This is a genomic window from Pedobacter sp. 01N310 (genome assembly GCF_056399805.1).
Genome location: NZ_JBFTSB010000005.1, coordinates 297171 through 317219, shown reverse-complemented (window position 1 = coordinate 317219; position 20049 = coordinate 297171). Strand labels below are relative to the sequence as shown.

The following is a 20049-nucleotide window of genomic DNA, read 5'->3' as shown; positions in this document are numbered from 1 at the left end:
GATGGCAATTTTAGATAATTTAGGAAAATACCGCAATACTGGCTTGTTGCTGCTACGTATTGGTTTGGGCACCATGTTTATTATTCATGGTTTCCCGAAACTTGCAGGCGGCCCAAACGGTTGGGCCGGGCTGGGAGGAAGTATGAAAGTAATCGGCATAGACTTTTTACCTATATTTTGGGGTTTTATGGCCGCCGCTACCGAAACCTTTGGTGGTTTCTTGCTAATTGTAGGGCTGTTTTTCCGTCCGGCGCTGATTTTATTAATCTTTACGATGATTATTGCGGCACTGGTTCATTTTGGTAAAGGAGATGGATTAGGCGGTGCCAGTCATGCAATAGAATTGGGTATTGTATTTTTCGGACTGATTTTTATTGGGCCGGGTAAGTATAGTGTGGATAAGAAATAGTTACTATATAAACAAGAAAGCCTGGCGAAGAATTTCTTCGCCAGGCTTTCTTGTTAAAGAACAAATCTAATTCTGAACAATCAATTTATTGTTTTGAACCTCATTAGCCGATATTGGCCAAATATAGCCTGCAGTATTAAATGGAATTGCAGGAGCAGTACCTTGAGATCCACTTTTCGCCACGAAGCCAGCACCCAACCTCATTACATCTGGAGATCTAAAACCTTCCCCAAGCAATTCGATTCTTCTTTCGGTTAGGATAGTGTTTTTCAAATTAGCAGGTAATAAATCGGTTGCTGGAAATACATACCCTGGATTGGATCTTTGTCTAACTGCAGTTAATAGTGCAATAGACCTTACAGGATCAGTTACCACAGTAGCTTCTGCTAAGTTTAATAAAACCTCAGCATATCTGATTACAGGAATATAATCGGTATACGGAGACGGTCTCTTAAATTTAGTTAAATAGGTATTTGCTCCAGAAACTGTAGTCAAGCTTTTTCTTGCATCGGTAGAAGCGGCAGCGAAAACAGGATTGGCCAAAATACCTGTAGGATTTAAGAAATATTCTTCATTACCGCCCGCTTGGTTTGGTGAAACATTGTAATAATAAGCCAATTGATTCTGTGTCCCCGGCGCATCTAAATCAGCCATAGGAAAAGACAATGCTGCTTCAGTAGCTGTAGCGTTACCTGTATAAGCACCACCAAATACAGTAGCAATATTAGCTTCTAACTGTAAGGGTGTACCTGTTGTTGCTTTAAACGGTGCTGCTGCGCTAACAATTTTGTTGGCTTCGGTAACTACTGCAGGTAAATTCCCCATCGCCAGGTATACTCTGGTTTTAAAGGCAATAGCAGTATTTCTGGAAGCCCTTATGGATGTTGCCGTTGTTGGTAAAGTTAATGCCAAGTCTGGCTCTGCCTCATTTAAATCTTTTAAAATTTGCGTATACACCTCGGCAACAGTACTTCTCTTTAAGTCGTTACCAGTCAGATCCTTTTCACCTTTAAGTCTTAAGGGTACACCCAGACTGGCACCGTTATCCGTAATATAGGGTTTTGCATATAATTGTAATGCGCTATAATAACTTAAAGCCCTCAAAAACTTGGCTTCTGCAATATATTGTTTCGCTACTGCCGGGGCAAGTAAAGATGCATTGGCATTTACGCCTTCAATAACCAGATTAGCCCTGTTTATTGCAGCGTAAATTGCGCCCCATAAATTAACAACCTCATTGGTATTCGAAGTTAAATTGAACCTCCAAGTATCTAAACCTGTTACCCCGTTGGGTTTATTTACCACAAAGTCCTCGCCACGGATATCGTTATAGATTAAATACCTTCCACCATAAAACTGGCCACTTTTTACACCTGCATATATTCCATTCACCTGCGACAAAATCCTATCCGGATTGGCAAATGCATCTTCAATTGGTAAAGCTGTATCTGGAGCTGTGGTTAAGAAATCCTTTTTACATGATGACGCGAAGAGCAAGGGAGCAGCTATAAAAAGATATTTTATTTTATTATTCATTTTAATTTTCATGATCTCTAATTTTAAAATCCAACATTAATACCAAAAGTAAATGTTCTACCTGATGGCACAGAGTTTCTATCTACGCCTGGCGCCAGGTTACCACTATTTCCGGTTGTAGTAGAGTTACCATTTACAGAAACCTCTGGATCAGGCCCTGGATAATCTGATATTATCCAAAGGTTGCTAGATTGCGCATATACCCTAACGTTTGAAATGCCATATTTACTTAAAAGTGTTTTTGGAAGCGTATAACCCAAAGCTAGATTTCTAACTTTTAAGAAATTACCAGAGAAAACATTCTGTGATTGTGCAAAAGCAGATCCATTTGAAGTATTATCACCATAAACAACACGGGGTATATCTGTAATCTGACCTGGTGTAGTCCATCTGTTTAAAACACCTGCTTCATTGTTCCAAAAACGTTGATCACGAAGACCAGCCAGTGATCCGTAGTAAATTTTGTTACCACCCGAGAATGTTAACCCTAAACTTAAATCAAAAGCTTTGTAACGGAAATTATTGTCCAAACCACCGAACCATTTTGGTATTGATTGTCCAGTTATTGTGGCATCTAATGCGGCATCAATTGCTGGGGCATTTTGGCCTGCATTCGGGCCATCAAGATACTGGTAACGGGCTGCGGTAGCACGCCCAAAACTGAACCTTAATTTTTGTCCAAACCTATTAACGAAAATACGCTCACCGGTTGCAGGGTCAACACCCGCAGTTTCCACAGTATAGATCGAACCGATAGGATAACCAACCCTCGTAATATTTGCAGTTTCTAAAGAGGTAGCGCCAAATAAATCTGCATTATTATTACCCAAAGCAGTAACCTCGTTTTTCAATGTACTGAAAGTAAAACTGGTTGTCCAACCGAAATCATCACCATCAAAATTCCTTGAATTTAATGTAAATTCAAGCCCCTTGTTATACATTTTACCAACATTGGTTGTGATTGCATTTCCCGGAACACCCTTTGAAGGTGCTTGAGGTGCGTTCTGAACCAGGTTATCGATATCATTGTGGTAATAATCTACATCTAATGAGAAACGTCCACTTAAAAATTCTAAGTTAATTCCAATATCGGCCTTTTTACTAGTCTCCCACCGTAAGTCAGGATTACCTGCTTGTGAAAAAGACAGTGCTGGTGAAGAACCGTATAAGCCTGGATTATATAAGAACAAGGCTGGGTAATTACCAATGTTGATATTTCCAACCTCTCCATAACTTCCATGTAATTTGATCCGTGTTAAGACTTTACTGATACCGAGGTCCTTATAGAAATTTTCTTCTGAAATGGCATAACCTGCTGATGCGCCACCGAAATTACCATATTTATTCCCGGCTGATAATCCGGAGTAACCATCACGTCTGAAAGATCCGGTTAAATAATATTTCTTTTTATAATCGTAATTGATACTACCAAAATAAGAGCGGAAAGCATTATCTCCCTGCACTAATCCAGCAGGAGTAATGGCACCAAAGGCTCCCTGAAAGACTTCAATGAAAGGATCAATTACCCCTTGTCTGGTTGCACCATAACCAAGAGATTTGGTATACTGGTCTTCAGCGCCAATAAATGCACCCAAAGTATGATCACCAAATACACCGTTATAGCTTAAGGTGTTAGACCAGTTCCATCTGCTATTTTTAACAAAATTACTGGTAGCACCACCGCCATAAGAAAACCCATCGCCCTGTAAACGGTTAATGAATGAGTTGTTATCGATTTTAAGATTATCTAAACCATAAGTGGTTTTAAAAGTTAAGCCTTTTACGATCTGGATTGAAGCATAAGCATTTGCGATGATACGGTCGCTTTCTGATGTATTTTTATCTTCGTGTACCAACACAGCTGCATTCGGATAATTTGATGCAATGGTATTTGCGCCTAAACCGACAGAGCCTGCTGGCGCATTTACATTATAAGAGCCGTCTTCGTTATATGCCGCTACGTTTGGAGGCAATACAATGGCCAACCTACCCAAGCCAACTGTTGAGAAAGCCTGCCCAGGCAAAGAACCTGTATTGGGCGCACGATTTAAAGTATTACTGTATGAAAAGTTTGTCCCAATGGTTACGTTTTTAAATAATTTATGATCAATATTTACACGGCCATTTTTCCTTTCAAAAGAGTTTCCGATGATAAAACCTTCTTGATTACTATATCCTAATGATACATAATATGAAGTTTTTTCATTTGCCCCAGAAAAATTTAAAGCATGGTTTTGAGATGTGGCTGTTCTATAAGCGTAATCATACCAATTGGTTTCTACTTGTGAACCATCCGATTTTGTTTGTAGAAAGAATGCTGGAGCCTGGCCATTATTTGTTCTTGATTCATTTTTGATCAGAACATATTCGGCGGCATTTAATAATGGTGTTAGGTTTTGGGCTTTTGTAGTTCCTACCCAACCTTCATAATTAATTTTAGTTACCCCTTGTTTACCCTTTTTAGTAGTAATCACTACAACGCCGTTGGCTGCCCTAGAACCATAGATTGCAGATGAAGCCGCATCTTTTAAGATATCGATTGATTCGATATCAGCAGGGTTGATGTCTCCCAATGCATTACCTGCAGCACTGTTAGCCGATTGATCGCCCGTAAATACGGGAATACCATCAACAATAATTAATGGGTAAGAACTTAAAGAGATAGAGTTAAAACCACGCACCCTGAAAACAGGAGGGTTATTTAAAACGCCGTTTGGCTGAATGATGTTTACACCTGCTGCTTTACCTGCTAATGCTTGTTCAAAACTCTGAACAGGTAAGTTTTTAAGCTTTTCTCCACTTACACTCGCTATTGACCCGGTAACATCTCTTTTTGATTGTGTGGTATAACCTGTTACTACGACATCAGATAATGTTTTAGAATCGCTTTTTAACTGTAGGTTAACCACATTACTACCGCCAATAGCTTTTGTTTGGCTTAAGAAACCAATATAAGAGAATTCTAGTGCGGTTACTCTGCCATTAACTCTAAGTGAATACCTGCCATCTGCACCAGTTGTGGTTCCGCCAGTTGCACCTTTAATTTTTACACTTACGCCAGGAAGGGGTAATCCATCTTCCTGAGCCGTAACTGTTCCAGTGATTGTTCGATCTTGCGCTATTGCTGAGGTGGCAATAAATAGCAATATGAACAAACTTTGTAGAAGTTTTTTCATAAAAATAATTTAGTTTAGTTAATAATAATCCAATATATGACTTAGTATTCTGTAATGCAAATTTTACAATTTTATATTTGCATTATTCACTCAAAAATCAATATACCCTTAAAAAACAGATTAACTTCATTTAGTCAGTTAACCTTTTTTTGTAAAAAAATTAAAGAAATAATATTTGTTAATTGAATGATAAAATGTGCTATCGTAATTTACAACTGTTGTGGTTCTGTCAGTTGAAACTTCATTTTAACACATAAATCAGAAAAGGGTGATGAATCATCCCACATGACAGGGATTTTTGCTGCAATTCGATCGTAATTTATTGCAAAATTTGCAATAAACGGAAACACGAATGAATTCCGTAGAAGTTTTTTCATAAAAAATTTTAGTTTAGTTAATAATATTACCCAATATAAGACTTAAAACATTTCAATCAAAAACTTATACCCACAAAAAAAACTAAAGTCTATTAAAAAAACCAACAAAACATAGAAAAACAATATTAATTCCCCATGCAACACTCAACAAACCCCTTTATGAAAGATTACTTGACGTTCGATCAAAAAAAAGATACATCAGCTTAACTACTGCTTTGTCTCTTCCTGTTTAGTTAATTTAACTCACCCGAAAACAATCGCTTAGAAGAAATTACGGGTAGGCATGAAACCAAAAAGGCCTTACCCATTGTTAGATGGATAAGGCCTTTTAAAAAATTAATGAAGGTAATTAGTAACCCGGATTATTAGGCTTTAATAAGTCGTTTACATCAATAGCTGCCTGAGGAATTGGATAAATCTCATCATTGATAGATCTCCCCTTAGCCTCTAAAAATACGGTTGCCATAGATTTAGCAGGATTTGTTGGAGAAGGTGTTCTTCTCATGTCCATCCATCTTGTATTTTCAAAAGCCAATTCAACTCTTCTTTCTTTAATAATGTCTTGCAGCGTTAAAGTTGTTAAAGCACCTAAACCTCTTTTTGTTCTAACACTGTTAATAGATGCCAGAGCAATTGGATCGGTTGCATTATTTGAGGTTAAGAATTGTGCTTCAGCTGAAATTAAATACATTTCGGCAATCCTTAAAATGTAATAAGGATGTGCCGCCGCACCAGTTGGGTCCTGATATTTACGGCTGTACCAACCTGGGTTTGCAGCCGGTGCAACAATTTGCGTCATTGAAGCCGCTTTTCTTTGATCACCTGGCTCATAAGCTGCAACTAAACTTGCATCAACTGGTAACTCTGCACGTCCTCCACCTGGCATAGATGGATGTTGTAGAAAGTACGACAAAGAATTTGATCCTTCTGTTTGCGTAAAAACAACTTTAAAGATATGCTCTGATGAATTATAAGGAGGAGCAAATATTGAATTATAATCAGCAGCTAATGCATACTTAGGACTTACGATCAGCTCATCTGCAAATTTCTTTGCATTAACATAATCTTTCTTAATGAGGTAAACTCTTGCCAGTAATCCTTTTGCAGCATCAGCAGAGGCATATTTACTATCTGTACTCACACCACCAGCATCAACACTTGCTTTTAAATCACTTAAAATCTGCGCATATACCTCATCAACAGATTTACGCGGAACTTTTACTACATCTCTATTGAAAACAACCGGTACGCCACCAAATAGGGTAACCAACTTATAGTAAGCATAAGCCCTTAAAAAATAAGCCTGAGTTAAAAGGCTCTTTTTAGTCGCATCAGGAACCGTAGTGGAGTTATTTAAAACCTCTAAAAGATCGTTTGCTCTTTGGATAACTACGTATGGGGCATTGAAATAACGTTGTGTTAAAACATTATTAGCTAAGATAGCATTATTATCAATCTCCCCATTCTGAAAGAAAGTAGCACGATAAGCAAGGTTATCGGCAGACAGATCTTCTACCGCATAACTTAGGTAAAAGTAACTTGTATTACCTTCTTGAAGGCCGTCATAAACGCCAGCTAACAATTTCTGAACATCAGCCGGGCCAACCGTTTCTGGCGACAATGAAGTTTTAGGATCGATATCCAATTGTTTTTCGCATGAAGACATTAAACCAATAATGGCTACAGCTATTAAAAATATTTTATTTTTCATTTTTGAGAATTATAAGCCAACATTAATACCGAACATAACTGTTTTAAACTGAGGGATAGCACCTTGATCAACCCCTGTATTAGCAATGGTAAAATCAGATGAAACCTCAGGATCAAATCCTTTATATTTAGTAAAGGTTAGTAAGTTTTGTCCAGAAACATAAACTCTTGCACTAGATAATTTTATCTTATTTAGGAAACTACTAGGCAAAGAATATCCTAATGTGATATTTTTCAATCGAATGTAACTTGCATCTTCTAAATACCTAGACGAACGCTGAGTATTATAAGTACCTCTTGCGCCACCAACAGCTCTTGGATATTCCGCCTCTGTGTTAGTTGGTGTCCATCTGCCGTCGAATACCTCTTGAGCTACATTTGTAGCAACTGCAGTAGCTGTTGCAGCTGCACCTAAACTTCCATTACCGCCTGTACCCTCTGCAGCTAGATTATACAGGTAGTTACCATATGAATACTGAAACATGATACCCAAATCGATTCCTTTGTATGATACAGTATTGTTTAAACCGCCATAAAATTTAGGAAGCGGACTTGCTAAAAACTGCCTGTCATCACCAGTAATAAATCCATCTTTATTAAGATCTTCATACATCATATCACCAGTTGCAGGATTAACCCCCAAAGCTTTGATTACGAAAAACGAACCTAATGGTTGGCCCACCATAGTACGCGTAACAAAGGATCCATCTACCGGTTGATTATTATATAATTCAGTTACCTTATTGTTATAGGTAGAGATATTAAATGAGGTACTCCACTTCACTTCCCCAACCAGGTTTTCACTATTGATATTGAAATCCCATCCTTTTCCAACCATCGAACCAATATTCTCTAAGATAGTCGGGAATCCAGTTGTAGATGGAATTGGCCTGTTCTGTAAAAGATCTTTTGTTTTTTTATGATAATAATCTGCACTAAGTGTTAATCTATTTTTAAATAAAGCCAAATCTAAACCTAAATCGAATTGTCTGGTCGATTCCCATTTAAGATCAGGACTCCCCAATGCATTTAAAGCAAAACCAGGCTGATCATCATAGTTAAATCCTGTTCCGAACAATTTTCTACTTGTAAAGTTTCCGATACCTTCCTGATTACCCGTTAAACCGTAGCTTGATCTTATTTTTAAATTAGAAATTGCAGTGATATCCTTCATGAAAGATTCTTCACTAACCACCCATCCACCAGAAACTGAAGGGAAATAGCCAATTCTTCCCTTAGTAGGGAATTTAGTCGAGCCATCTCTTCTGATCGATCCACCTAACAAGTATTTATTCTCCCACGCTAAATTTACACGACCTAAATAAGATTCTAATCTATAGTTGGTAAAAGAAGAAGTTCCACCTGTAATTTTCGCAGCAGAGGTTAAATAAGGTGTTTCGTTAGAAGGGAAATTCTGTCCATCTACGCGGTTGTTATCCCTGTTATTCCATTGAAATTCGTAAACTAAAGTTCCATCAACCGTTAATTTATTATCAATGAATTTTTTCAGGTAAGATAATGTTTGCGTAGTTAAATAATTTTGAGTTTGAACATATCCACTACTTGCGGCACCAATTGTTCCGTTACCAGCTAAAGAAGTAGAAGGATCAAAAGTTCTTTGATCTAGGTAAGTATAGTCAATACCAACTGAAGATTTAAACTTTAATTCTGGTAAGATTTTAACCTCAGCATATGTAGAGTTAAAAATATTACTCAATCCAACATAATTCTTAGATTCGAACATGTGTACAGGATTATTAAAATCATTACTTGCAAAGGTACCGTTTGCATTATAAACAGGTTGATCTGGGCGCGCAATTAAGGCTCTAGGGAAAGGAGAGAAGATACTATTATCAACAGGGGTTTCGGCACGATCAGATTTTGAAATGGCGATATTACTTCCGATTTTGATGAAATCGTTCACCTGGTGATCAACACTCAAGCGAATAGCATATCTTTTGAATGATCCGTTCAATAATTTAGAGTCCTGATTAAAATAATTTAATGACGTGTAAAATTGTGTTTTTGCATTACCACCCGAAGCCACCGAAAACTGCACATTCTGCACCAATGATTTATCTCGTTGAATTGCATCTAACCAGTTCACATCTGCTTCTGGATTATTTATTTGGGCTTGAGTAAACTTAGCAGGTAAATTTGAATTAACTAAAGCTTCATTATACATTTGACGATAAGAAGATGCACCTAAAAAATCCTTAGTCCCGGCAAAGGACTGGTAACCGTTATAGGCATTTAAATTGATGATCGATTTACCACTTGCTGATCCTTTTTTAGTTGTAATTAAAACAACGCCATTTGATCCCCTTGAACCATATATTGCTGCTGCCGATGCATCTTTTAATACTTCGATAGAGGCAATATCTTCGCTATTTAAATTGGCCAGCGGAGAAATGCCTGAACCAGCAGAGATAGGGGTTGTTCCACTATTTGAAGGCAGAATTACCCCATCTATTACATAAAGCGGATCATTACCCGCTAAAATAGAAGACCTACCACGAATATTTACTTGGATTGGGGAACCTGGACGACCTCCTCCCGAAGTTACCTGAACTCCAGCTAAACGACCTTGTAATGCCTGGGCAACACTAGGAACAGGTTGATTTTTAATGGCATCTCCGGATATTCTTGCAATGGAGTTGGTTATTGTTTTTGTACTTTGAGTACCATAACCTACAACAACAACCTCTTGTAGTGCTTTGGTATCATTTGCTAAGGCAACATTAATTACATTAGCGGAACCGATTAATTTGGTTACAGAAATAAAGCCAACAAAATTGAATTCTAATTCTTTTGAACCGTCAGCTTTAAGGGAATACTTTCCATTAGAATCTGTAACAGTACCCATCTGAGTGCCTTTTACTTTTACACTTACTCCAGGGATCGGCAAATTGTCCTCTGTAGAAGTAACTGTACCTGTTATTGTTCTATCTTGAGCCACTGCAGCAATTGCAATAAACATCAATAGAAACAAACTTTGTAGAAGTTTTTTCATGAAATTTAAGTTAGTAAATGATTAGTTTTAATTTAAAAAGCGCTAAGATAGCGCTGGATTGGAGAACTTTAACTAAAACCATAGTATATGACTTCTTAATGACATGATGCAACTTCGGAAAGTATGTCTCTTTAAAACTACTTATTAAGTTTAATTCTGCAATTAGCTATTCGCATATAAAATATTTTACAATTTCATAAAAACAAAATCTTTTAAATCAGAGCTAACAAACCCAAATTGATCGTGTAATTTTTCTAATAAAAGTCCACAAAAAAGTAATAGGAGTGATCTCATCCATCACTCCTATTACTTTTTTAATTATATTTAGAAAATTAGTCTTACTTATTAAAGCATTAATATACCCAAATAAATCTCTGTTTTATGCCCGGCTTTTGTGCAAAATCTATCCTTGCTTTTACAGAAAATACTGATGCGTAGCTCGTTCCTTTATAACTTGAAGGAATCCAATCAATATCGAATGCTTTCTCAGCAATAATTAAACGTTTGGTTACCGGAATCCCATCTGCCACGTAATGGGCCTCATAAGTAGCTTTTCCATTTTTATCGATATTGGTAATTAAATCTGCATCAAGCGTACCATCTGCATTTTTATTATCCTTTAAAATAACTCTTTTTAATTCGGTCCCCAGTAGAGAAATATATTGGTCGATTGAGGCAATTGGAACTGGAATGCTTGCCTTTTCTTTAATCACCGGATCTGTTGTACTCACTTCAACTTTTATGCGATTAATACTTACCGTATCTAAATATATAAGTTTTTTAAGATCATAATTATACCGTAAGAATACTTTACCATCATTGTTAAAAGCATACCAATTACCCGTTCTTGAATTATCCTTATAAATACCCCTTAAAAAAACTTTATCCTCATCTTTTACGATGGAATAAACTCCATCAAGCTTCTTTGAGTCATTCATCGCGTATACAACTTTAGTTTGATCTGATAACGATGACGTTTTTTGTTCTTGGGCTTGACATAATTGTAATGTTACAAAAACGGCAAGAGTTGATAAATAAATTTTCATTTTAGAGCTGATTAGTTAAGTGTTTTAAATATACAAATTAATTAACAAAAAAAATGTCCTTTGAACTCATTCAAAGGACATTAAAACTAATTAATCTGAGTGTTTATCTAGCAGATTTATACTTTACAATTAGTGTATAAGTTCTTTTTGTTGCAGTTTGATTCCAATCGAAGTTAAGCGTAAATGTTTTAGTTGCCGGATCGTACTTGTTTATAGAACCAGGTATGTTAGCCAACGTAGCGTTTCCTAGTGCTTTCATGGTTACCAAATTAGTAGCAGGGTCAATTGTTGCCTGTAGGTTGTCGATACCACCAACACCAGAGGCATTACCAGCCCATTTTAAGTTCCCTATTTGCACCGTATTAGCGCCAACTGTAGTAAATGTTACATCTGCATTCGCTGCTGTACTACCATTTAAACCATCGTTAACTGTTGGTGTAGTTGGATTGCTATAACGTTGCACAAAACTACCAGCTTGCATGGCATAAACACCATCCCAAATATTCTTTGCACTAACATTCAATAAAATAGTACCAAAATTTCCGCTGATAATTCCCGAAGAGGCAGAGGTAATCGTTAATGGCAATACCTCAGAAACTGCGAAGTTAAAAGTTGAAGGTTTTAATAAAACATTGAATGTTGCCTTATTAGTACCGGCTTTAATTACAACCTCGGTTGCAGAAAGTGTATAACTCACTGGCTGAAGTAATTCGTAATGATTACCTGTTGCCGTGTTATATTCAGTAATTTTTGAGGTAGCACCTACAGCTATTTTAACAGTTATATCTTGAGGAGCTGTTGCTTCGGGCCCAGAATAACTTACTGTAATCGGCAAACTTGGCAATGATGTCGATTCGTAAGAAAACGAATACAATGGTGATGGTGTCCCGTTTGTTACAATCTGTGCCGGATTAGCAAATTCAATTACGTTATGTCCTTTAGCAGGATCTAAGACCAAAGAGTCATCTTTTAAGCAAGAAGTAAGCGACGTTACCGCAAGAAAAAGGGCTAATGATTTATAAATATATTTTTTCATGATTTCTATAATATTAATTTAAATCCCAGAATATTCTTGATCCAAATAAAGTAACTCCGCCAGGAACATTAGCTGGATTTAAGTTATATTCTTGTTGTGGGTACAAAATTCTTCCCAATAACTTATCAGATCTTGTTGAAGTTGATTGTTTAGAGGCAAAAGTTAGGCGGCCATCAGCAGAACCCTCCACAATTTTAGGATATCCTGTTCTTTTAAATTCATTGAACGCTTCATCACAATGAATTACATTCATTGCAATGTATTTCTGGGTTATAATTGCTTCAATTTGAGCTGGTAAAGTTCCAGTAACAGGGTAATTTACTAAAGGGTTAGTAGGGTTTTCTGTAGTCTGGTAAGCAGCTGATTCCGAGACATAATCCCATCCAGCAATTGCAGCACCTGTTTGATCTGAATAAATGTATTTGAATGATGCCTTAATACCTTCGTCGAATGCTGTTTTCGCACTCCCGGTTAAATATCCTCTGGCAAATGCTTCTGCCTGAAGAAAGCGGCTTTCTGCGGCAAGCATTAGTGGCTGTCCTTGAGACGGACCTTTAGCAACCCCGATATAAGGCGTGTTTGCATCAGTTCCGGTAAACCAAGATGTTGATCCTGATGGCGGTACAATAGTAGAGCCTACGTTTTCTTCACCTAGCCTGTTTGTTGCCGTGCCTGGGAATCCTCTATACATAGCATAACCTCTACCTTGATCTGAAATTTTAGTGCCATTATAGAAAGTAAATATCCATTGAGTCGGAATAGCCTGACTTTGTGATCTAGCGTTGTCACTTCCAAAGGCCAACGAATTATACAATGGATTTTGTCTGTTTGCTTCTTTAACATATCCTGGGTTTACAAGTGCATCGGTTGCTAAGAAACCAACAGTTGTGTTCAATGCAGCGAATTCAGTTGTTGCATAAGAAGCTTGAGCAGGAACACCCGCCATTTTTATTAGCAAACGCAATTTAATTGTATTCGCAAACCTTTTCCAAAGGTTCATATCACCTTTAAATAGCGGGTCTGTACTTGCAACAACGGCATTGGCAACGTTTCCAGCCTGGCCATCGTTTATTAACTTAATACCAATTGTTAATTGAGAAACCAAATCCTTGTAGATATCCTCAGCTTTATCATATTTTGGAGTAAGAATGGCACTTCCCTTTAATGCTTCTGAATAGGGAACATCATTGTACTGATCAACCAATTTAGAGAACATGAAAGCTTTCATTATTCTAGCAATAGCTGTAGAATATGCTAATGACGGTGTTGTAGCTGTATTATCAATTACGTATTGATAATCAGTTCCGTTGTCATAAACAGATGTAAACAGATTGGTAAAATTACTTGCTGTATATGCATAGGTTACGCCTGCGCCATAACCTCCGACGCCGTAAATATTAGCCGCAAATCCTCCTGGAAAATAGTAGGCACTATTGTAGGCCTGAGAGATAGATGCTGAACCCACAATTGCTTGTGGTAATACCAACGCAGGCGTCGAGCTAGTGGAGCTATTTGTGTTGGTGTTTATATCCAGATACTTTTTGCAGGAAGAAAAGCCCAATGCTAAAGCAACTATGAATAAACCGTTATATATCTTTTTCATATGTATATGTATTAAAAAGTTAATGATAATGTAGCTCCATAAAAACGAGCTGGTGGCGTTTGACCAAGAGAGGTGATACCAATACCATTGTTATCAGAACCAGCAGCACTGTATTCAGGGTCTGTATAGATATTTGTTTTTGGTGTCCATATAAATAAGTTTCTACCTTGAACACTTACACGGGCTGCTTTAACATATTTCAAATTGCCTAAAACCGACTTAGGAATATCATAAGATAATGATAATTCTCTTAACTTCCAGAAAGCAGCTGAATAAGTATAATTTGTTGCAACACCTGTATTAGTTGGTCCGTTCGTCCAAAAATCGACACCACCTGTTCTGGTCGTAATATTGGTATTCTCTACATACGTATTCGTAGCAGGGTCTAAGTAAGAAGAGTTTGGAATCACAAAACGCTCACGGTTAAAATAGGTTGTTCTGATACCTGCTCCGGAAAAATCAAAACTTCCAGAGTTTTGCGCCATTACGAAACCGCCACGGTACTCAAATAATCCAGCTAAGCGGAATCCTTTGAAAGAAACTGCGGCATCAAGTCCTAAACGGTGTTTAGGTTCAGTGTTTCCTAAAACAGTTGTACCAGTAGTAACGCTCGGAAAACCTGTAATTTTATCAACAATAATTCTTCCCTGAGGATCTCTGTTGTAATCAGTTCCTTTTAATACAGGGAATGCTTCACCTTCAACAGCCCAAACACCTAGTGTAGTTGTTCCCGATAAACCTAACTGAGGAAGGCCGTTGCTAATTGAGACCACTTTGTTATCGTTATATGTATAGTTAGCACCCACAGTAACTTCTAATCCGTTACTTGTATTTCTGTAAGGAACCAAGCGAAGGTTTGTTTCAATACCTTTGTTACTTACTTCACCAGTATTGGTTAAGAAAGATGAAAAACCTGTTGAGTTAGCTACGTTAACGGGAACCGTTTGATCAGTAGTATTTGATTTGTAATAAGTGAAACTACCGGTAATTCTTGATTTTAATAATGAGAAATCAACACCACCTTCATAAGCTAAAGTAATTTCTGGTTTAATGTTTGGCGATACAATACGGTCACCCAAAGTAAATCCCGGAATTCCTCCATACGGGTAACCATAACCTTGACCAAATGTTGGCAACAATGCATAAGCACCGAAGTTAGAGCTATTACCTAAGTTAACATTACCCACTTTAGAAACACCACCTCTAATTTTTAAAGATTCAATTACGTTAGAGTTTTTCAAGAATGGAATTGCATCCGACGCAATGAACGAAATGTCGACAGCTGGGTAGAAAAATGATCTGCTTTCTGGTGCCAAAACTGATCTCCAATCATTTCTACCAGTAACGTGTAGGTACAAATAATCTCTGAAACCTAAGCGGGCGTCACCATAAACACCAATCTGTCTGGCTTTGAAATTTGTTTCACTAGCACTTGGATTTTGAAGACCATTAGAAATATTAAAGAAATCAGCCAGTGCTAAACCGCCATTCGTGCCAACATTTACACTTTTGTAAGTATTCTGTCTGATTGTAGCGCCAGCAATAACATTTAATGAGAAATCTTTAGAGAGTTTTTTGATGTATTGTGCCTGGAATTCTGGATTGATCTGAACATTGTATCCTGAATAATCACTCACACCGCCAACAACGTTTGAGAAGTTAGGCGTTTCCTTTAAACGATAATCTGAATAAGTGAATTTATTGGTTGTAGATTTATTGGCAAATGATCTGTTAGATAAATTCGCTCTAACCAATAAAGATAATTCCTTAATCGGATTCCATTTTAACTGAGCATTACCCGTTAAATAATCATTACGTGTAGCACTGCGGTTATTACCTAAAGCAAAGTATGGATTTTGATAGTATTCGTTATAATATCCATCAGGAGTAGAAAACGGGTCGTTTTTATAATCTTTGTACCTAGTTAAAGGGATTTCACCTGGTGATTGTAAAACGTTGTCATAAACTGTTGCAATTGCACTTGATTGATCGTAGCGATTTTGCACATAGTTTAAATTAAAACTAAAGGTGACATTGTTGCCTAAGTTACGCTCACCATTAACACGCATGGTAAACCTGTTGTATTTATCGCCAGGTACAGTACTTTTTTGATCGAAATACTGTCCAGAAAAATAATAGGTTCCTTTATCATCACCAGAAGACAAGTTAAAGTCTGTTTGGTTAGAGTAACCTGTTTCCCAAAAAGCATTTTTATTCTCGTCTGAATTAAATGAGTAAGGCACAGATTGGATCGAGCCATCAGCTAAAGGTTTACCAATCGGGCGAACAACGCCATCAAATGCCGGACCATATTGTTGGTTCTCAAATGGCGTATAAGTTGGTATATCATCATTACCCGTACCAGATCCAAAACGATCTTGTAACTGAGGTAAGAAACTTACCTGCTCAATATTAGTCGTGTGACTAACATTAATTGTTGACGAACCTCTTTTACCTTTTTTAGTTTGAATGATTAATGCGCCGTTAGAAGCATCAGAACCATAAAGTGCAGCAGCACCTGCTCCATTTAACACTTCAATGTTTTCAATATCTTCTGGATTTAAGTTTCCTAAGATATCACTTGGTACAATAACATTATCAACAACAACCAAAGCCTGGTTATTCCCCAACAATGAACGGTTACCCCTTAATACTAAACGGATACTTGGATTAACACCGCTACTTACCGCATTTACCTGCAAACCCGCAACCTTACCGGTAAGGGCACTCGCAACGTTAAATGCCTTGCCTTGAGTTAATTCTTCAGCTTTAACTGTAGTAGACTGGTTACCTTGTTGACGGCGCTGAATTGTAACACCACCGGCAGTTACAACAACCTCATTTAATGAGGTGACATCTGAATTTAAAACCGCGTTTACAACATTGTTAGCAGGAATAACAAACTCTTTTGTTGCATAACCTAAAAAGGTTACCACTAAAGTTTTACCATTTTTGGGAACGTTTAGTGAAAATTTTCCGTTAGCACCCGTTTGAGCACCTAAATTAGGGATTTCTTTTACCCTTACCGATGCACCAGGTACAGGAAGTCCATCTTCCTGAGATGTTACTGTACCAGATACTGTTCTTTCTTGGGCAAACGCCGAGGAGGCGCATAGCACAAGAATGAACAAACTTTGTAGAAGTTTTTTCATAATTTGAAAATAGGTTAGTTAATGATTTATAAAGGCTAATGTAGAGTTAGTTATGTATACAACCAAATTATTTTTAACAATTTTTAACATTTAACCCTTTTTTTTGTTAAAAAATAACTATTTGACAAAAAAAGCATCAAAAACCAACAAAACTAATAATTTAGTTAAAAATAACCGTCTTCATAGTTATACAAAAAATGAAATTTTAGAGCGGTTTAGGTTCTTAAATACCGCTTATTAAAAGGGTAGCATTTTAAAAATTTAAAGCCTTTGTTATAAATTTCTCTTAAAACAACAAGGCCCTCCAGAAATAATTATGGAGGGCCTTATTACTTATTACGAATAGTTAATGATCGTCTTCAACAAATTTTGTTCGGTGGTAACCTTTTAAGTGATAAACCGTTCCCGGATCATCCGAAAATTCAACATCCAATGCAATGGCATCGGTTGGTGCTTTAGATGATGGTCCCACGGCACCATTAGTTGTGATCTTTCCATTGGTTACCGTAAATTTTATACCACCTGTATAAGTACCTGCATTAATAATATTCTGCCCAGTAATGGTTTTGTTATCTAGGTTTACATTAACCTTACCAAAAACAGTTTGAGTTGAACTGCCCCAAAAATTAGTCAAATTTAACCACATCTGGCTTGATGAGTTATCAGCTGTATTGTAGGTAGAGATTCCATAATAATCGCCTTTACCATCAATCTGCACCCACCACTCACCAGATAGGTCCTGTACTGCTGTACCGCCAACTGGTTCATCTTTTTTACAAGCAGATATGCTTAGTACACAAAGTGTTAGTATATAAAAATATTTTTTCATCGCTCTATTGATTATTGTTTAACAAAAGTTCTAACCGCGGTACCATAACCAGGATTTTCAACTGCCCATGAATAATTGCCTGTAATTAAATCTTTACTCTCGGTATTTGACCCCCACGGCCCGCTATCGGTATTCTGTTGTGGAATATCAATTGTGCTACCAGTAGGGTTAATGGCAATTACGTTGACTGTTGTCCCAGTTGCTGCACCGCCGGGGTTATTTACCAGATAAGCGCCAGGGGCCAATTTAGTCCATTTTGTGATTGTTCCTGTAGCCGCCCTCAAATAGTTTCCCGAAAAATCATTCACTAATGCATCTGCCTTAGTATCATAAACCACCACAGATCTAGTTGCTGTGGCAGAAAAACCATCAGTATTTGTAGCTGCATAGGTAATCAAATAAACACCAGCTGTTGCTGTATTTGGCAGACCTGTAGTTTTTACTTCAATAGTACTTGTTCCTGCTACTGCTGTGGCGCCAGCATCCGTATAAGTTGCTCCTTTGGCAACTGCAACATACTTATCACCTTTCATAGTTAGTATTGGAAACACAGTTATTTTGGAAATACCTACATAACCTTCCGGATAGTCAAAGGACTCTTTTTTGCAAGAGCTATAAGTCATACTTATAACTCCCAATATGATTATTGTTAAATATCTTTTCATCTTTTTATCAATTAAATACTATTTACCCCACCAAACTTTAGTCGTAATTGGCACCTCTGTTGGTGTGTTGCTGTTTCTATCTCTTGATGAAGCAGGAAACACCAAACGTTTAGGAAACAACCCTGATGTAACTCCATTTTTCGAATACACCCACTGGCCAGCGATATAGCTAGCATCTGTCGAATATACTGTACTTGTTTTTGGATATCCCGTACGCTCTTGTTCGAAGAAACCTTCAAGGCTATGGGAGCCTGCGAAAGAGGCCCATTTTTGAACAATTATCTTTTCTAGTTTTTGTTCAAAAGTACCTGCTGGATATACTAGATAAGGTGCAGGAACTGCACTTACTGCTAATCCAACTTGAGTAAAAGCTGCCCTCACACCGTTTTGATACATAGCCGCAGCACCTGTACCCCCATAGTAGCGTTCTAGCGCCTCTGCCTGCATGAAATACGACTCGGCTGCAGAAATAAACCAAACTGGATCTTTAGCCGTTTGAGCAAAAACTGTTGCACTTGCATAAGTCGGCTGCTGGGTTGCTGTTGCAGTATAATCACCTTGGTTTATTGGCACAGGGCTAGCCGTTCCAAAATAATAATTAACCCTTGGATCGTTATTTGCGGACAACCAACTGGTAAAGGTTTTACTAGCCCTCAAGTTTGTAGTGGTATTTAAACGACGTACATTATATTCATAAAAAGGATTACTATTGTCTGGTGTACCATCAAATGTAGCAATACCTGCACTGGTGGTTAAAAAGTTCGCACCATCTGTATATAATTTTGTAATACCAGCCTGCGCTTCTGCAGGTTTTGCATTAACCATTCTTAAATACATTTTTAACTTTAAGGTATTTGCGAATTTAGTCCAAAGGCTCATATCGCCACCAAAAAGAAAATCGGTTTTCTTTTGGTCACTGCTTAACGCAATACTGGTATAATCTTTCGCAAGTGCTGCATCTATTTCTGCAAGTAGGCCCACGTAAATAGTATAGCCATCATCAAACTTAGGCTGCAGATTATCAATGCCTTTTAACGCTTCTGTATATGGAACTTTATCGTACAGATCCACCAGTACTTGATAAGTATAAGCTTTCATTACCGTGGCCATCAAATTATAGCGCCAATCACTTTTTGCTACAGCTAGGTTTATAGCCAATTGATAATCAGCTAATGCACCAGAGAATAACTCATTATAACTACCGTTAAAATCATTACGGGTTAATGCATAAGAATCAATTGTTTTATATTGATTTGAAGCATTTGCCTGTGTGTAATATTGAGCCCAAATGCCACCCAAAATGGTCAGATCACCGCCAACACGACCTGTAGTTGACATTACTGCTGAAGGAAACAACACTTCAGGAGTAGTGGTTTCAATTAAAGGGTTATTTGGACTTACGTTAATATCTAGCGTCTTCTTACATCCAAAGGCAAGTAACACTATTGCTGATAACATCAGCACTTTATATTTTATGTTATTATTTTTCATTACAAG

Annotated in this window: 12 protein-coding genes; 1 reads left to right on the top strand and 11 read right to left on the bottom strand. The window is 37.3% G+C overall.

Annotated elements, in window-relative coordinates; translation table 11 throughout:
* Position 1: 1 nt before the first annotated feature.
* Positions 2-409 carry a DoxX family protein gene (locus AC1DNH_RS13175; protein ID WP_477609224.1) on the top strand — a complete coding sequence of 136 codons (408 nt, stop codon included), beginning with the start codon at positions 2-4 and terminating at the stop codon, positions 407-409.
* 66 nt (positions 410-475) lie between these two features.
* Here AC1DNH_RS13175 and AC1DNH_RS13170 read toward each other — a convergent pair whose 3' ends face one another.
* From AC1DNH_RS13170 to AC1DNH_RS13120, 11 genes are all read right to left on the bottom strand, one after another.
* Positions 476-1957 carry a RagB/SusD family nutrient uptake outer membrane protein gene (locus AC1DNH_RS13170; RefSeq protein WP_477581012.1) on the bottom strand — a complete coding sequence of 494 codons (1482 nt, stop codon included), beginning with the start codon at positions 1955-1957 and terminating at the stop codon, positions 476-478.
* Positions 1958-1968: 11 nt separating this feature from the next.
* Positions 1969-5121 carry a SusC/RagA family TonB-linked outer membrane protein gene (locus AC1DNH_RS13165; RefSeq protein ID WP_477609226.1) on the bottom strand — a complete coding sequence of 1051 codons (3153 nt, stop codon included), beginning with the start codon at positions 5119-5121 and terminating at the stop codon, positions 1969-1971.
* A 726-nt stretch (positions 5122-5847) separates the two neighbouring features.
* Positions 5848-7209, bottom strand: coding sequence for a RagB/SusD family nutrient uptake outer membrane protein (locus AC1DNH_RS13160; RefSeq protein ID WP_477609228.1), 1362 nt, complete (start codon positions 7207-7209; stop codon positions 5848-5850).
* 9 nt (positions 7210-7218) lie between these two features.
* On the bottom strand, positions 7219-10221 hold the full coding sequence (locus AC1DNH_RS13155; protein ID WP_477581008.1) for a SusC/RagA family TonB-linked outer membrane protein: 3003 nt from the start codon (positions 10219-10221) through the stop codon (positions 7219-7221).
* A 353-nt stretch (positions 10222-10574) separates the two neighbouring features.
* Entirely contained in the window at positions 10575-11267 is a 693-nt protein-coding gene (locus AC1DNH_RS13150) for a hypothetical protein (protein ID WP_477581006.1), read from the bottom strand.
* Positions 11268-11370: 103 nt separating this feature from the next.
* Complete coding sequence (locus AC1DNH_RS13145; RefSeq protein ID WP_477581004.1) at positions 11371-12303, bottom strand: DUF1735 domain-containing protein; 933 nt, start codon at positions 12301-12303, stop codon at positions 11371-11373.
* Between the two features lie 13 nt (positions 12304-12316).
* On the bottom strand, positions 12317-13906 hold the full coding sequence (locus tag AC1DNH_RS13140; protein ID WP_477581002.1) for a SusD/RagB family nutrient-binding outer membrane lipoprotein: 1590 nt from the start codon (positions 13904-13906) through the stop codon (positions 12317-12319).
* Positions 13907-13917: 11 nt separating this feature from the next.
* The gene (locus AC1DNH_RS13135) at positions 13918-17058 is read right to left on the bottom strand and encodes a SusC/RagA family TonB-linked outer membrane protein (protein WP_477607921.1); all 3141 of its coding nucleotides are present in this window, start codon (positions 17056-17058) and stop codon (positions 13918-13920) included.
* A 346-nt stretch (positions 17059-17404) separates the two neighbouring features.
* Positions 17405-17887 carry a lipid-binding protein gene (locus AC1DNH_RS13130; RefSeq protein WP_477582225.1) on the bottom strand — a complete coding sequence of 161 codons (483 nt, stop codon included), beginning with the start codon at positions 17885-17887 and terminating at the stop codon, positions 17405-17407.
* A gap of 11 nt (positions 17888-17898) precedes the next feature.
* Positions 17899-18420 (bottom strand): immunoglobulin-like domain-containing protein, encoded by a 522-nt coding sequence (locus tag AC1DNH_RS13125; protein ID WP_477582227.1) that lies wholly within the window; start codon positions 18418-18420, stop codon positions 17899-17901.
* 150 nt (positions 18421-18570) lie between these two features.
* Entirely contained in the window at positions 18571-20043 is a 1473-nt protein-coding gene (locus tag AC1DNH_RS13120; RefSeq protein ID WP_477582229.1) for a SusD/RagB family nutrient-binding outer membrane lipoprotein, read from the bottom strand.
* Positions 20044-20049: the final 6 nt, after the last annotated feature.

Bases quoted from the DNA above. Each gene is read 5' to 3' on its own strand.
- AC1DNH_RS13175 (WP_477609224.1), top strand. From the start codon at position 2: ATGGCAATTTTAGATAATTTAGGAAAATACCGCAATACTGGCTTGTTG.
- AC1DNH_RS13170 (WP_477581012.1), bottom strand. From the start codon at position 1,957: ATGAAAATTAAAATGAATAATAAAATAAAATATCTTTTTATAGCTGCT.
- AC1DNH_RS13165 (WP_477609226.1), bottom strand. From the start codon at position 5,121: ATGAAAAAACTTCTACAAAGTTTGTTCATATTGCTATTTATTGCCACC.
- AC1DNH_RS13160 (WP_477609228.1), bottom strand. From the start codon at position 7,209: ATGAAAAATAAAATATTTTTAATAGCTGTAGCCATTATTGGTTTAATG.
- AC1DNH_RS13155 (WP_477581008.1), bottom strand. From the start codon at position 10,221: ATGAAAAAACTTCTACAAAGTTTGTTTCTATTGATGTTTATTGCAATT.
- AC1DNH_RS13150 (WP_477581006.1), bottom strand. From the start codon at position 11,267: ATGAAAATTTATTTATCAACTCTTGCCGTTTTTGTAACATTACAATTA.
- AC1DNH_RS13145 (WP_477581004.1), bottom strand. From the start codon at position 12,303: ATGAAAAAATATATTTATAAATCATTAGCCCTTTTTCTTGCGGTAACG.
- AC1DNH_RS13140 (WP_477581002.1), bottom strand. From the start codon at position 13,906: ATGAAAAAGATATATAACGGTTTATTCATAGTTGCTTTAGCATTGGGC.
- AC1DNH_RS13135 (WP_477607921.1), bottom strand. From the start codon at position 17,058: ATGAAAAAACTTCTACAAAGTTTGTTCATTCTTGTGCTATGCGCCTCC.
- AC1DNH_RS13130 (WP_477582225.1), bottom strand. From the start codon at position 17,887: ATGAAAAAATATTTTTATATACTAACACTTTGTGTACTAAGCATATCT.
- AC1DNH_RS13125 (WP_477582227.1), bottom strand. From the start codon at position 18,420: ATGAAAGGTGATAAGTATGTTGCAGTTGCCAAAGGAGCAACTTATACG.
- AC1DNH_RS13120 (WP_477582229.1), bottom strand. From the start codon at position 20,043: ATGAAAAATAATAACATAAAATATAAAGTGCTGATGTTATCAGCAATA.